The sequence below is a fragment of the Candidatus Bathyarchaeota archaeon genome (assembly GCA_026014745.1).
Classification (GTDB): Archaea; Thermoproteota; Bathyarchaeia; order Bathyarchaeales; family Bathycorpusculaceae; genus Bathycorpusculum.
Map to the genome: position 1 here is coordinate 416,312 of JAOZHS010000003.1, position 13,440 is coordinate 429,751.

Consider the following 13,440-nt stretch of genomic DNA (forward strand, 5'->3'; position numbering starts at 1 on the left):
CTGCTAGATAAGCAAAGGATGCTGCATGCTTAGCTAAGTTTGGTTTGTCTTAAGGGAATTGATAACACAAACCTTACGCCCTGTCCGAATTCGCCTGTTTCCGCAACAGTCCAGCCATAAAGGTCACATATCCGCTGAATCAGAAACAAACCCAACCCTGTCCCTTTTCCTGCGCCTTTCTGAAAAAGCCGAGGCTTGATATCGGGGTCTATACCGCCGCCGTTGTCTTCATAGATTAGTTTTAGGTGCGTCTGGGTTTTGTTTGAATAAATCTTGATTTGACGTAGGTTCTTGCCGTATTTGAATGAGTTATCCAAAAGGTTGTGGAAGATTTCAATTAAGGCAACATCGGCCTCAACCTCGCAGTTAATGTCAGAGACATCTACAGTTACGTGATTTAAATCAGAAAAGAAGCTTTGTGCCTTCTTGATGGCATCGTAAACTGGCACCCATGAAAGCCCTTGGTCTCCAACTGATTGAATTGTCTGAGCAAACTCTAGGATGCGGATGATATGTTGTGTTTGGGCGTAAATCTGGGTTATCATTGCGAGCATTTGGGTGTTATTGTTGGAGAATTTCTTTGATAGAAACAAGGAAGCGTTAATGTTTTGGAGTTTGTTTCGGATGTCGTGTTGTACGAATCCGCCGACAACCCGCAGTTTTTCGAGTAGTAACTCGGTTTGCGCAAGAGCGAGGTCACGTTCTTCTTGGGCCCGTTTTCGCTCTGTTATGTCTCGGCTTATGGTGATGAACGAGATTTCTCCATGGGCGCCGTGGACAACGCTAATTTTAGCTTCAAGCCAAAGTGATTTTCCTGTTTTTGTGCGTAGCCGAAACTCGATCGGTTCCATTTGCCCAGTTTTAACCAAATCATGCATTTTTGGGTTTAATCTCAAAATGTCTTCGGCGTCAAGTAGCTGAAGAATGCTCTTTTTTCCTACTAACTCTTCGGGGCTATAATCAAAAATAGTTTTAGCGGAAGGTGAAACGTACACAAACATGCCATTCACGTTGGTTACGGTCAAAACATCCTGTGCGTTTTCTGCTATGAAACGGCAGTTTTCCTCGCTTTCCCGCAGTTTTGCCTCGATGAGTTTATGCTCAGTAATATCGTAGGCTGCAAAGCGTACTCCGTTGACTTCATTTTTGTCGTTGTAGGAAGGTTCAAAGTAAGTATCAAGATAGAGGGATCCCGTTTCCAGATTAAGAACTACTTCTCGACGTAGCGACCCCCCAGTTTTCATCAAGTTCAACAGTGCCTTACGAATGGCATCGCAGTCTTGAATATTGCAAATCGTACCGAAAGAGTTCCCCAAAAAAGCTGAATCAGGCTTATCCTTAATCTGATGATTATACACCCAAGTATACCTTAAAGAACAATCAAGCGTTGCCATCATTATAGGCGAGTTTTGGACCGCCAAACGGAAATGTTCCTCACTTTCGCGGAGCCGTAATTCTGCGTTTTTTGACTCGGTAACGTCTCTTATTGTGCTGACTATCTGCTTGACGTTTCCATTTTCCAGCATCCGAGAGAAAGAATGATCTACCCAGCGTACTTCACCCTGCTTAGTTATTATTCGGTATTTCAAGTTGCCGCTGGAGTCACATGACAACGCAGTATTGATGATTTGCCGCACGCCAGGTTCATCCTCGGGATGGATAAAATCAGGTATTTTTCCCACTAACTCTTCGGGTTCATAACCGAGCATTTGTTTGCAAACGGGACTAAGGTAAACAATTTTGCCGTCGCTTTCTGTGAGCACAATAAGGTCTTTACTGTTTGTCACCATTCGCTCAAAGCGTTCTTCACTTTCTTTGAGCAGTTTTTTGGCGAGGGCTTTCTCGTAGAGATTCCGAACGCAGACAGCTAATTCTGTGTAAACAGTTTGAGGATCACCTTGCTTGTCAATGTATCGGGCTATGCCCAAATTGAGCGCATGTACGGCGATTTCTTTTTGTCCTTTTCCCGTGAACAAAATAAAGGGTACTTGTGAACCGTTTTGTTTGAGCGCCTTAAAAAGGTCCAAACCGTTTTTGTCGGGCATTTTGTAGTCGGATAGCACTACGTCGAAGTGGCTGTTCTCCATTTTTTTTAGAGCTTCATCGACTGAGGTGGCTGTGTCGACTGCAAAGTACCCTATGGTTGAGAGGATTCTCTTTGAAGACTTTAGGAAGTCTATGTCGCCATCTACATGTAGCACTCGAATGATAGTGTTTGAATCAGCCAAATAGCATCACTTTTAGATTCTGAGACTGAATAAAAAGAGTGTGTACATGAGAAACATGACAAACACTTACAACAATTTAGCCACAAACTAAACATCTGATTCATAAATCTAGTTAAAATACGTCTCAAACAATTCAATTACAACAACTGAGTGAATAATTATATAGCTTTCACGGGTGCCCGTCCACGTTACCCACTTAAAGTCAATTTTGGCGCTCCCGACCATAGGGATACAGGCAAGGGGATTTACACGTGCATAGCAGACACCACAAGTGAAAGCCAACATAGTACTTGACATGATGATTTTTTAGGGTTGTCATGACGGAAAAAAACGCACAAATAACATCAAAAGAAATGGGTTCAGCTTATGGTGAGGAATACGCCGGGTTGCCGAAGCGGCTGCATACTGAAGATCCATTCGTATTTGAGTAGTTGATATAGACTGTTTTTAACTCTGTGAACTCATTGACGCCTTCGGGTCCGCCTTCGCGATTGCTGCCTGAAGCTTTGACTCCGCCAAATGGCAAATGTACTTCGCTTCCAACAGTAGGGTTATTTACATAGGTAATACCTGCCTGAAGCCTTTTGACAACAAGCAGGGCGTGGTCGATGTTTTTTGTGTAAACAGCTGAGCTTAACCCATAGTCGGAACTATTCGCTATGTCTATGGCTTCAGCTAAGTTCTTAGCAGATAACACCGATACAACTGGACCAAATATTTCTTCTTTGCAAAGCCGCATATCTGCTCTGCATTCACCAAAGATAGTGGGCTCAAAAAACCATCCGCTTAGACGCTCAGGCACATGCCCCCCTACCAATAGCTTGGCGCCTTCCTCCATGCCGATTTCGCAATATCGCTGGGTCTTATCTTGCGCTTTTTTGTTCACTAAGGGACCCATGTCCGTTTTGGGGTCTAAGCCGTTTCCAAGCCTAAGCCTTGAAATCTGATTGGTCAACATTTTTTCTACTCTGCCCCGTACCGACTCCTCTACGATTACACGGGAGGTTGCTGTGCATCGTTGCCCCGAAGTTGCAAAGCCACCCCACAAAACCGCTTCAACCGCACGGTTTAGGTCAGCGTCAGATAGAATGATTAGAGCGTTTTTCCCGCCAAGCTCCAGACTTACCCGCTTAACACCCGCTGTCAGTAGGATTTTGGCGCCAGTATCTTTGTGCCCACAAAAAGAAACCAGCCTCACCTGTCGATTCTTCGCCAACGCGTCCCCCACAACCGCGCCAGGTCCCGTTACAAGATTAAGTACGCCTTTGGGTAAGCCTGTTTGCTGCAGAATTTCAACGAGTTGGGTGGCGCATTGAGGAGCCTCAGAAGAGGGCTTAAAAACTACTGTGTTGCCGCAAATTAGAGAGTAGAAGATTTTTCGGGCAGGAATCATCATGGGAAAATTCCAGGGGGTAATCAGGGCCACTACGCCAATCGGCATTCGAAAAGTGAAAACAAACCGTTCAGGCTTCTCAGAGGTCGAAGTATGCCCCAAAAGTCGTCTGCCTTCCGCCGCCGTATAATATGCAAGATTAATGGCTTGTTGAATGTCCATTAGAGATTCTCGGAGGGGTTTACCCATCTCCCGCGTCATCGTCGTAGCTATTTGGTCTTTTTGGGTTTGCAACAGTTCGGCGGCTTTAAGCAGGTATTGGCCACGTTTTGGCGCAGGCATATCTGCCCATCCTTGAGAGGCATCTTGGGCAGCGTCCACCGCAGCTTCAGCATCTTGGAGGTTTCCCTTCTGGAAGGGACCTAAAGTGTCGTTGGGGTCCGCGGGGTTCACTCGAGAATATGTTTCACCCGATTCAGAATCAACCCATTCTCCTCCAATGAAGAGCTGAAACTTCAAAAGCATACCTAAACAAAAATACACAGAAAAATACTTCTGTGTTTTGGTGCCACCAAAAAAAGAAATGTTGAATTTAGTGCCGTCTTGATTCTATGAGGCCTCTGCATTTATCCGCGTACTGACAGTACTCGAGGCATGCAGCAGAGGGGTCAGGACGTTTCCATTCAGCGCCACAACTGGGGCAGGTGGTTTTGTCTTCGTCACTCCAGATTTCGAGTTCAGCACCGCAAACGTGGCAATTGATGTAGGCGGGTTTGGGCTGCAAGAGGTCACGGAGTCCGGGGCAGGTGTCGGGGTTCTTTGCAGGCTTATCTTTAGAGCTCAACAATTTCACCTCCCACCTTAACCTCAAGTTCCTTAACGGGAATGTTTTTGCCAGAGCCCTCCAGCGCCTTATTGATTGCCCATTTGAGTCCCGTGCAGCAGGGTACTTCCATGTGGAGCACGGTTACAGCGGCTATGTTGTTTAGTGTTAAGATGTCGGTGAGTTTGGCAGCGTAGGCGCGGGCGTCGTTGAATTTGGGGCAGCCGATGAGCACCCGTTTGCCTGCGGCTAAGTCGTGGAAGTTTTTGAGGGTTACTGGAGCACAGTCGGCGGCGAGTAGGAGGTGAGCGTTTTCGTAGAAGGCTGCTTTTGGGGGTACAAGGTCGATTTTGACTGGCCACTGGGGTTTCTGCGGCGCAGAGACTGCGGGGGTTTGGGTGGCTTTGGTTTTCTGGTATGCGTGCACTTCTTCTTCGCTAAAGGCGGGGGCTTCGCGTTCGGTAATTGTTATGGCTCCTTGGGGGCATTCGCCGAGGCAGGCTCCGAGTCCGTCGCAGTAGGTTTCTTTGACGATTCGGGCTTTGCCGTTGACTATTTGGAGGGCGCCTTCGACGCATTTGGGGATGCATTTGCCGCATCCGTTGCAGAGTTCCTCGTTTATGTTTACGATTTTACGCTTCATTTTTGAGTTCCTCTTTTAGGCAGTTTCCACCGGTGGGGCAATATTTTTTCGCGTGATTTTCTATGGCGACGAAGATTGGTGTTAGGGTTTCTGTGTTGACGCTGTAGATGCGTTTTTTTCCTACGCGTTGGACGCTTAGTAGGTTACATTCGATTAGGGGTTTTAGGTTGTGGCTTATCATGCTTTGTTCCTGTCCTAGTGCGGTTGCGAGTTCGGTTGCGCTCATGGGTTGGTTTTGGAGTTGTTGGATGGCGGCGAGGCGGGTGGGGTTGGCTAGGTTGGTGAAGAAGCGGTAGCAGATTGTTGTTAGGGTTTTTTTCATGCATTTCACCGGTTTAGTTAGTTGAATAATTATTCATATGAATTTTATCTCATATAAGGCTGCCCCCTAACCTACAAGGGCAATCAGAAAAACGCCTGCCTAAGCAAGGAAAGAGGTAAAACAGCAAACTCAAAAACACAAAAGCCCTTGCCGCATCGCAAATCTCTTAAGCCAAACACGCCAATCCTAAACAAGGGCTAACCAATGTCCAACCCATTAAAAAATAAACCAGTCACTTCACCCAGAACAACAAACCACAGCCTAAACCCACTCAAACTGGGCAAGCAGGTCAAAGCCTCCGCGCCTCCCAGAGACTTCTCAGTAAAGTCAGCTGCACCCCGAGAAGAAAACCCACCCCAAAAAGAAGACAAAACCGAAAAATCCGCCGCGCCCCGAACATCACAGAAGTATTGGGACCAAATAGATGACCTCTTTTACCGCACCATCAAACACGCCGAAGACGCATTCAAAATAAATGTCGCCCTAAACGTTGTAGTTGCCGCTGTCGGAGTAACTTTGCTGGGTTATTCGATAGGGTACAGTTGGCTCAAAGGATTAGATGTGTATTCCACCGCGTTTGGCACCTTGGGAGTAGCGAGTTTTGTAGCTTTGTTCTTTTTTTCGCCGCAACGTAAAATCCAAAGAACCACCGGTGACTTAACCCAAATCCAGATGCTATACCGCACGTATTCCATGCAAGTTGAAGAGGTTAACGACTGGTACTATCGACATCCTGAAAAAACCAAAGAAGACATCCAAGCCATGAACAAGCACCTCGACGACATCACTCAAAAAGCCCTCGACAAAATCGAAAAATACATCGGCGAAGCAGAAAACTCAACCTCACCAACAGATAACGGCAAAAAAACCTAGCGGAATATGGCTTTTTGGGGTAGCTTTAGACCGCGGCTATTTCACGTCCGCCTTAACTTTTAATTATTCATAAATTCTGTCGATAAAACCAGGTTACAGTTTACAAGAGGCAATTTGGGAAAAGTGTTAAATTTCAACGCTAACAACATTGCAACTCAAGCAATCTTGGGGAAGGTTGAGAGTAAATGTTAATCTCTGAATTTAAAAATGCATTTCAATACACAAAAGGCTTAATCAACAAAAACACAAACACACTGATATTAGTGGTTGCCTGCCTAATACCAATCATAAACATTTTTGTTCTAATACGCTACGTAGACAAAATTGTAAGCGAACCATCATTCACTATTAAGCCGCCAAAATTGGAAAAACCAAACTGGACCAACTTAGTTATGTCAATTCTAAAAATAATTGTTGTCGCGTTAGTCTGGCTACTCATCGTTATTGCCTTGATGTTGCCTGTGGGGCTGATTTCGGGCGCCGGTCCACTTGGAGCATTCACAGGTTTAATGACTTTAGTTGAGAAATTCAGTGCAAAATCAATCGCCGCCGCAATAGGTGGCGCCGTAGTAGTCTTTATAGTTGGCATATTTGCGGTTATGAGCGAAGTTAACATGCTTAAACGTAGAAAATTAAGTGACGCCTTTGCCTTCAAAAATCTACTGAATAATATTTCCAAAATAGGTTGGCCGCGCTATCTGCTTTTCATCGTTACGCTATTGATTTCAATGGCAATAGTGCTATGCATCACTGCACAAATAGGCAACAACCTTGAAATTGGCATATTCACCGTGAGCATAGCGGGCATACTTGCCTTGTTGCCAGCATCATTTTTGGCAAGAACAGTAAGCTTACTCTACGACAAATACAACTTGCCCCCGCCGCCTCCACCACCGCCACCACCAATGTAGCTAAACTGATGCTGGCCCACCCTTCTTTTTTAGAGTTGGTATCGGTCAAAGTTTGCTGAGCCGGTATCAGGCGTAACAAAAAAGAACACTTCCCCACAGCGCCGACAAACAACCTCTTGATTGCGCTGCCGCTCAACATCAAGCGAACCGCAACTTGGACAACGAACCTGAACCGACGGCATCTTATACCCAAATAGACAAGCCCAGTTAAGTATTAAAGGTTTTAAAGCCTTTACGGGTCAGATTCGAGGGAAAGCTTTTGAGTACCCATGCTTTTCTAATCGTGTCAAGGTTGAATAATTTGTCTAAAAGAGCAAAAAAAGCTGAAGGACTCGAACAACACAAAAGACTGCAACGTGAAAAAGACCAAAAACGCAAAGAAAGAAAACAGGTTTCGCTCCCAGCAAAACACCAAAGCAAAGGCAAAAAATAGCCTAAGCGTCTTTTACAGGAATCGATTTTTCCCCTTTCTATCAAAATTAATAAACGCTCAAAAAATTAGAGCGCCTTGGGGTCTGTCAATTTTGGGTCTTCATCTTTCCCAATCAGTCTGGGACGGCGACATCATCCCCCAACGAACCAAACACCGTCCCAGTATCTTAGGGTTTTGGTAAAAGGAAAGACGAAAAACTGATCAGAGAAGCCTAAAGAACCATAAAAGGGCGTGACAGCACTTTTAGGAATTACGCCACCGCAGACATCAACCACAAGGGTTGAGTCTCGCACCCCAAGACCAAAAAAAGCCAATCTACTTGCTGTTCAATCTCTCTGACTCCATAAGCTCTAATTTTGGCGATTGCCCAAATACAATTCCAGCGTGTTAGTCACTTGTTCTTGTTAGACAAATAGTATTTCAAGGTGGGGCAAACGGAATTTTTGTTGACTAAATCCATTTCTTTGGGGTAAGTACTAAATTTAGGCGCTTTTTCGGATATCTACGATTTTACGAACCAACTAAGAACCACTTTTGACATATATGGCTCAATCTATAACTATAATTATCACTAAAATTTGAATGCTAATTATTGATTTTTAGTTTTCATAAATCAGGGACGATTTGTGGCTCTTGACCAAAAAGTTATTGAAAAACGGAAAACATAGCTGTAATTAACTGATTGTCATTTTCCGACTTTTATCTCAGCAAAATAACTGGTAGCGCCAATATTGTTTAAATCACTAAGTTGACGATGTTCTCCAGTTGCCTCTCCAGATGGTGTCTCGTATTCGACCTGTAATAGATTCTTCGCATATTCTGCTGCTTCCCCTATTGAGACATAGCCATTCTCGTCTTTGTCCGCTAAAGCATTAGAAAATGCTTTTAAGAACTCATAAGATGAGCCAAATGCACCTGTCTCATCAGCAGCACAAGCAGTCAATATAATTCTATTTCCTCCAGCTAAATCCTTTATTGCAGAACCAGAATAACAAGCATCTATCACTATAGCAATTCTATCGGCATTTATTTTTCCTATTTTTTCATCAAACCACTTGTAAGTGACTATTTCCTTACTATTTGCGAATTGAAATCTGCCAATTCCCCCATCGCTGTTAATTAGGACGATAACCTTATCTTTAGAGTTTGCTTTGTGGGAAATTTCAGTAGTTGCAGCTTCAAAATCTACTGCGTTGTTCTTTTCTTGGCTCAAATCGTACACGTTACTATTAGGAACCCCCATGCTATCAAGCATCTTGAACATCTCGTCCACAGGTTTATACTCATGACCTGCCATAGTCATCACAATAGCATACAAATTGTTCTTCACATTGTAAGATGAACCTGTTAGTTGCTCAAACCTGTTAGACCATGAGTCTTCGTCAACATTGGTGCTAGCTGTGTTTCCAGAATCGATAATATCTAAAAATTCTTGAGTTGGCAAAGCGTCAAGAAACAACATTTGCTCATAGTCCGAATTAGACAATATGCCATCCGTTAATAGAGCATTAACTATGGTTTTTTGATGGTTCTCTTCAAAATTTAAAAGAGTGTCAACAAAAGTTTGCTCTAAATCACTCATTTTACGGTCGCTGTCAAGAGGTTTTAGTGCATCAATCACACCGTCAGATGCGCCTTTGCTTTTTGCATAGGCTGCAACAGGAGTAGCGAAAACAGTTGTTACAATAAAGCCGCTTAAGACAACCATGAAAATGAATGCAACCGCAACTATGACTGTTTTTGATTTTTTCATTGTTAACTCGCTTGATAGTAACATCAGAGTAACATCTTAATGAATTTTTATAAAATGCCCCTTTACCTAAAAAAAAACAGATTAGCATTTGCTATGTTCGGGTTCTGTAATTATCCCTAAATTTTCGACGCTAATTAAGAATTATCACCTTAACCAAAAGCTTTTAGCTAGGTAATGCAATTAATAATAAGGTAAAACATAGCCATAAAATTACTTTGCCCTAAGGCTGGGACGGTGACATCAGCCCGCTGTTAGAGCAGCAGACTTACCTAACGCCAGATTTTTTATACAAAAACAGTTAACTAACAAGTATGTCCTTAGCTTCAACAGTAGATAAAATCACACTCTTATCGATAGTGGAGTTTAGCGCTTTACAAAATCAATTGAAACTTAATCTTATCGCGGACCCATCAAGCGAAAATGCATTAAAGGACTTGTGGAACACAGCCAATAAAGAATACCAACACATCGGTCCACCGTCGCGTTCATTCATAACAGCCCAGGACATACAACCAATCGATGATGATTACAGCCAAAAATATGAGACCCTCCTTTCAAGAGTAAAGAAATACAACACTTACCCAGAGAAAACTAGCATATACAACGTCAGAATCTCAAAATTAGTATCCCCCCAACTTATCATCAACCTTTCTCGCGCTAACAGATGGACAAATATAAAAAAGAACATCAAACCAGACGAACTCTACGAGCTAATGTTCCAACCGCCAATCGACTCCAATAGTATCACCTGCCAAATACTAGGAACAGGTTCATCCAACGGCGCAATGCTTTTCACAAGCCACGATGAAGATACACGAATATACCATCCCCCTCAAAATCGAAATATTCCATTCAACGCGAATGACCCTCAAAGCCGTAACTTCCAAAGCGTATGCCTACTTATTGGAGGGGGTTTACCGTTCGCTTCAGCGTATAGAGTTCAGCTTGGAGAGAATATAACACGCATTATTCTAAACAATGGAATCCATCGAGTATACAAATTGGCAGAAAAAGGAGTAGAATGGTGCCCGCTGATAGTTAGCGATATTAGCCCATATGAAATCCCGGAAACATTTGTGGGAACACCCAGAACAATACTTTTAAACCCAAAATTGAATCCTGCGCTTATTACAGATTTCTTAAATAAAGACATAACTATCCCCTTGAAGTACCACAGAGTACTCAAGACTATACGTCTAAACTGGAATTTTGAGCAATATGAAACCGTCCTCAAATAAGAAAAACCTAAAAAAGTTAGGCCACAGGCTGGTCGTCGGGGGTCCATTCAGGCGGCTTAGTTTGATTCGGTTTATTAGGTTGAACAGTTGAGTTCTGAGGTTCATCGTTTAGTGTTGGTTTTCCGAATTCGTTAGTAATCCCCGAGGGGTGAGACCCCGAGGGCAGATCCGAATTATTATGTAAGTCAGAACTACCGAATTCGGGAGGTTTGCCTGTTTGCTGTGCTACAAGAGTGGGTCCATTTGGATTAGCTTCTCCGGACTGTGAAGGGTCCTGCAAACCGTTTTGTAAAGTTGATTCTGTTCCTGCGGTGCTCCCCGCTCCTCCTCCCGCAGCTCCCCCAGCGGCGCCTGCACTTCCTGACGCTGCCGAACCTCCTGCAATAACAAAATAGTAAACAGCTGCGCCTACCCCAACCAAAGCACCGCCAACGATGCCTCCAATAACCACTGGATTAGATAGAAAACTATAAGATTGCACAGGAACAGTCGAACCATCTGTCGATGAGACGACAAAATAATCGTATTCTGAAACGCCTTTCCAAGGCGAAACCGCATCCGCTGCAGTAAGTTGAGAGACAGAACTATCCGTCTCAGTATAGGTATTCTTTATTTCGCCATTATAGTACATGTTAATTTGGCTTCCCTGTTTTTCAATTGCCAGAGTAAACCATACGTTTTTACTTTCTTGGTAGTTTCCAAGGGTTGTCTTTTGTCCATCCCGATAGAAAGCAAAGGTACCATACCAGCCATCCGCCATAAAGGTATAGGAATGTTTGTTTGTGATTGCGGTTACACTGTTTCCACAATGGCTACCTAGCGTCCATCTGCTCCTATCTTCAACTCTCCAATCAGAAATATCTTGGGAAAAATGATTTGAATAATGAATAGAGGTATCTTGTGAAGTACCATCCAAAACAATAGCGCCACCTGAAAAACTAACTCCATCTTCATGAGTAACTGTCCAACCGCCCTCTTCAAGTTGGTTAAGGCCTTGGTAGTCCATCTCATCTCTCCAGATACTTGTTGTAACATCAGCCGAAACCGCCATAATTGAACAATAAACAAACATAACAACTGCTAAAACAACAAGTAATCTTACCTTCAAACCAATCCCTCTGTTGTTTGATAGTTGTGTTTGATAATAAGCTTTTTCATGTCTAAATATCTGAGTAAAAATTAGAGCTTTAATTGAGAAAGTTGCAGTCTTTCTGTTCCAGAGTTGCCCATCGCCGCAGGTGTATGACAAAAATTTATATCCAATAACCGCTGAAAACGCCAAGTATGACAGTGAATTTCGATAGGGATTTAGAGTTAAAAAAATTGGATATAATTAAAGAGACGTATCAAGTGAACCATGAATTGGCAAACTCTATAATGAGCACCGCCATGATTGCCTTGTTGGTTGTGGTTGTAACATACGGATTAACCAATACCCTGAACCTGTTAGGTGCACTCCTTGGAATTTTGGTTATTGTGATAGTTTTCGTAATAGGATTCTATAATGTTTTTAAAATGAACAGAAACGCATTGGCACACTATGACAAATGGATAATAGATATCCAAAATGGAAGGCCATTGCCAACAATTGTTCAAATGAGCAAAGAAATACAAAAAGCTACTTAGATAGAGAATGTTAGATGCGAGCAACCACAAAAGTTGCCGCCGACCCTTTCTTATATTTTTGAAAAAAAAGTGAAATGGGCAGTCTTATTCCTCTTTATCGCCTTTAACACCCTTCTTGAGTCCTGACCCAATCCCCTTTGCTATACCGAAACCTTTCTTGAGACCTTTTCCTACGACTTCGCCAGTTTTCTCTGCCGTTTGCTCTGCTTTCCCCTTAGCCTCATCTTTACCCATACATTCACCTCCAAGCAAAACGTGTTATCGCTTGATTAGCTGGGTCCCGCTTTTAAAAATTATTTATTTTATGAATCAGAAATGAAATGTACAACACAAGCAACCACAAGGGTTTCCGCCAACTAAACACTAAAATCAAGATCCTCAAGGCACTTTTTAGAAAAACACGTGACAGTGAGTAACGTCTGAGGGCAGCTGGAATCTTTGCAGGTAGTGTCATTTAGACAAAACAATCATGAAGAAGTATTAAGAAAAATTTTTCTTCTAATTCAGCCAATAATAACGGGTGGATAAAGTGAATAGAACTATCGCAACATTGCTTGTTACAGCCATTATCATAGTCTTGAGCACGGCAATAACATCAATAAGCGCCGCCGAAGAAGACAGAGACAAATATAACTCGGCTCCACCGATAATTAGCATCCTTGACAATGAGAACGCCGGCGTGCCGATAGATTACATCCAGCATACTATGCATCCCACGATTTATTCAGATACAGAAAACGTTACCCTCTGGATTAAAGTACGGCTACCGTATCAAGTTCACAATTCTAAATTACAAGGGGATCTCATGTGGTTTGGAGGGCATATAACCGCCGTTTCATACAAAGCAAGCTGGCTTAACAACCAAACCGTAAAAATTTACACCAACAATTCTAATGAAGGCCCACACGAGTTTAATTTTACTTTAACAAACATACCTTATGGGAGGCACTACTTAGAAGTTAATGCATCCTGTGTTGTTTTTATACTTAATGATCTCTCTGGTTTGTCATCTCACCCGTTTCGTGACAGCGCTGAAACATCATTAGACATTACGGTTTTACCAGTTTCCACGCCAACACCACAACCGACGCCTATGCCGTCTCCTACTACTTTCAATCTAAGAACTGAGCATGCAGTCACCATAGTTGCGGTAATCCTATCAGTTGCTGTTTTTCTAGCAGTCTTCTATAGGAGACACCCAAAAGGCTCAACCACTAGAAGCGCAACTATTCCGCAACAATAGAAAAAGCATAAAAC

The 13,440-nt window shown here is 43.1% G+C and carries 14 protein-coding genes; 6 read left to right on the top strand and 8 right to left on the bottom strand.

The genetic code is table 11. From position 1 onward, the window contains the following. Positions 1-29 precede the first annotated feature (29 nt). The 5 genes from NWE92_13320 to NWE92_13340 all read right to left on the bottom strand — a co-directional run bounded on the left by NWE92_13320 (position 30) and on the right by NWE92_13340 (position 5,349). On the bottom strand, positions 30-2,228 hold the full coding sequence (locus tag NWE92_13320; protein MCW4030611.1) for a PAS domain S-box protein: 2,199 nt from the start codon (positions 2,226-2,228) through the stop codon (positions 30-32). A gap of 364 nt (positions 2,229-2,592) precedes the next feature. After that, positions 2,593-4,086 (bottom strand): aldehyde dehydrogenase family protein, encoded by a 1,494-nt coding sequence (locus NWE92_13325; protein ID MCW4030612.1) that lies wholly within the window; start codon positions 4,084-4,086, stop codon positions 2,593-2,595. A 67-nt stretch (positions 4,087-4,153) separates the two neighbouring features. Further along, positions 4,154-4,405, bottom strand: coding sequence for a hypothetical protein (locus NWE92_13330; protein MCW4030613.1), 252 nt, complete (start codon positions 4,403-4,405; stop codon positions 4,154-4,156). Beyond that, positions 4,395-5,027, bottom strand: coding sequence for a 4Fe-4S ferredoxin (locus tag NWE92_13335; GenBank protein ID MCW4030614.1), 633 nt, complete (start codon positions 5,025-5,027; stop codon positions 4,395-4,397). Before NWE92_13335 ends, NWE92_13330 begins: the two co-directional genes overlap by 11 nt. Then, positions 5,017-5,349 (bottom strand): metalloregulator ArsR/SmtB family transcription factor, encoded by a 333-nt coding sequence (locus NWE92_13340; protein MCW4030615.1) that lies wholly within the window; start codon positions 5,347-5,349, stop codon positions 5,017-5,019. Before NWE92_13340 ends, NWE92_13335 begins: the two co-directional genes overlap by 11 nt. A gap of 204 nt (positions 5,350-5,553) precedes the next feature. On the opposite strand from NWE92_13340, the gene NWE92_13345 reads away from it, so the two are divergent. The 3 genes from NWE92_13345 (at position 5,554) to NWE92_13355 (ending at position 7,566) form a co-directional block, all read left to right on the top strand. Beyond that, a complete protein-coding gene (locus NWE92_13345; protein MCW4030616.1) occupies positions 5,554-6,222 on the top strand; it encodes a hypothetical protein in 669 nt (222 codons plus the stop codon). Positions 6,223-6,407: 185 nt separating this feature from the next. Next, positions 6,408-7,133 carry a DUF4013 domain-containing protein gene (locus NWE92_13350; GenBank protein MCW4030617.1) on the top strand — a complete coding sequence of 242 codons (726 nt, stop codon included), beginning with the start codon at positions 6,408-6,410 and terminating at the stop codon, positions 7,131-7,133. 301 nt (positions 7,134-7,434) lie between these two features. Further along, positions 7,435-7,566 carry a hypothetical protein gene (locus NWE92_13355; protein MCW4030618.1) on the top strand — a complete coding sequence of 44 codons (132 nt, stop codon included), beginning with the start codon at positions 7,435-7,437 and terminating at the stop codon, positions 7,564-7,566. A 685-nt stretch (positions 7,567-8,251) separates the two neighbouring features. Here the strand turns inward: NWE92_13355 and NWE92_13360 are convergent. Continuing rightward, complete coding sequence (locus NWE92_13360; protein ID MCW4030619.1) at positions 8,252-9,319, bottom strand: C13 family peptidase; 1,068 nt, start codon at positions 9,317-9,319, stop codon at positions 8,252-8,254. 311 nt (positions 9,320-9,630) lie between these two features. Between NWE92_13360 and NWE92_13365 the strand changes: the two genes are divergently transcribed. Continuing rightward, on the top strand, positions 9,631-10,557 hold the full coding sequence (locus tag NWE92_13365; protein ID MCW4030620.1) for a hypothetical protein: 927 nt from the start codon (positions 9,631-9,633) through the stop codon (positions 10,555-10,557). 16 nt (positions 10,558-10,573) lie between these two features. On the opposite strand, the gene NWE92_13370 is transcribed toward NWE92_13365, so the two are convergent. Next, a complete protein-coding gene (locus NWE92_13370) occupies positions 10,574-11,839 on the bottom strand; it encodes a hypothetical protein (protein ID MCW4030621.1) in 1,266 nt (421 codons plus the stop codon). Between the two features lie 2 nt (positions 11,840-11,841). On the opposite strand from NWE92_13370, the gene NWE92_13375 reads away from it, so the two are divergent. Further along, entirely contained in the window at positions 11,842-12,183 is a 342-nt protein-coding gene (locus tag NWE92_13375; GenBank protein MCW4030622.1) for a hypothetical protein, read from the top strand. Positions 12,184-12,267: 84 nt separating this feature from the next. On the opposite strand, the gene NWE92_13380 is transcribed toward NWE92_13375, so the two are convergent. Further along, the gene (locus NWE92_13380; protein MCW4030623.1) at positions 12,268-12,417 is read right to left on the bottom strand and encodes a hypothetical protein; all 150 of its coding nucleotides are present in this window, start codon (positions 12,415-12,417) and stop codon (positions 12,268-12,270) included. 295 nt (positions 12,418-12,712) lie between these two features. Between NWE92_13380 and NWE92_13385 the strand changes: the two genes are divergently transcribed. Next, positions 12,713-13,426 (top strand): hypothetical protein, encoded by a 714-nt coding sequence (locus NWE92_13385; protein MCW4030624.1) that lies wholly within the window; start codon positions 12,713-12,715, stop codon positions 13,424-13,426. The last annotated feature ends 14 nt before the right edge of the window (positions 13,427-13,440 follow it).

Bases quoted from the DNA above. Each gene is read 5' to 3' on its own strand.
- NWE92_13325 (MCW4030612.1), bottom strand. From the start codon at position 4,086: ATGCTTTTGAAGTTTCAGCTCTTCATTGGAGGAGAATGGGTTGATTCT.
- NWE92_13380 (MCW4030623.1), bottom strand. From the start codon at position 12,417: ATGGGTAAAGATGAGGCTAAGGGGAAAGCAGAGCAAACGGCAGAGAAA.
- NWE92_13340 (MCW4030615.1), bottom strand. From the start codon at position 5,349: ATGAAAAAAACCCTAACAACAATCTGCTACCGCTTCTTCACCAACCTA.
- NWE92_13375 (MCW4030622.1), top strand. From the start codon at position 11,842: ATGACAGTGAATTTCGATAGGGATTTAGAGTTAAAAAAATTGGATATA.
- NWE92_13345 (MCW4030616.1), top strand. From the start codon at position 5,554: ATGTCCAACCCATTAAAAAATAAACCAGTCACTTCACCCAGAACAACA.
- NWE92_13365 (MCW4030620.1), top strand. From the start codon at position 9,631: ATGTCCTTAGCTTCAACAGTAGATAAAATCACACTCTTATCGATAGTG.
- NWE92_13350 (MCW4030617.1), top strand. From the start codon at position 6,408: ATGTTAATCTCTGAATTTAAAAATGCATTTCAATACACAAAAGGCTTA.
- NWE92_13335 (MCW4030614.1), bottom strand. From the start codon at position 5,027: ATGAAGCGTAAAATCGTAAACATAAACGAGGAACTCTGCAACGGATGC.
- NWE92_13360 (MCW4030619.1), bottom strand. From the start codon at position 9,319: ATGAAAAAATCAAAAACAGTCATAGTTGCGGTTGCATTCATTTTCATG.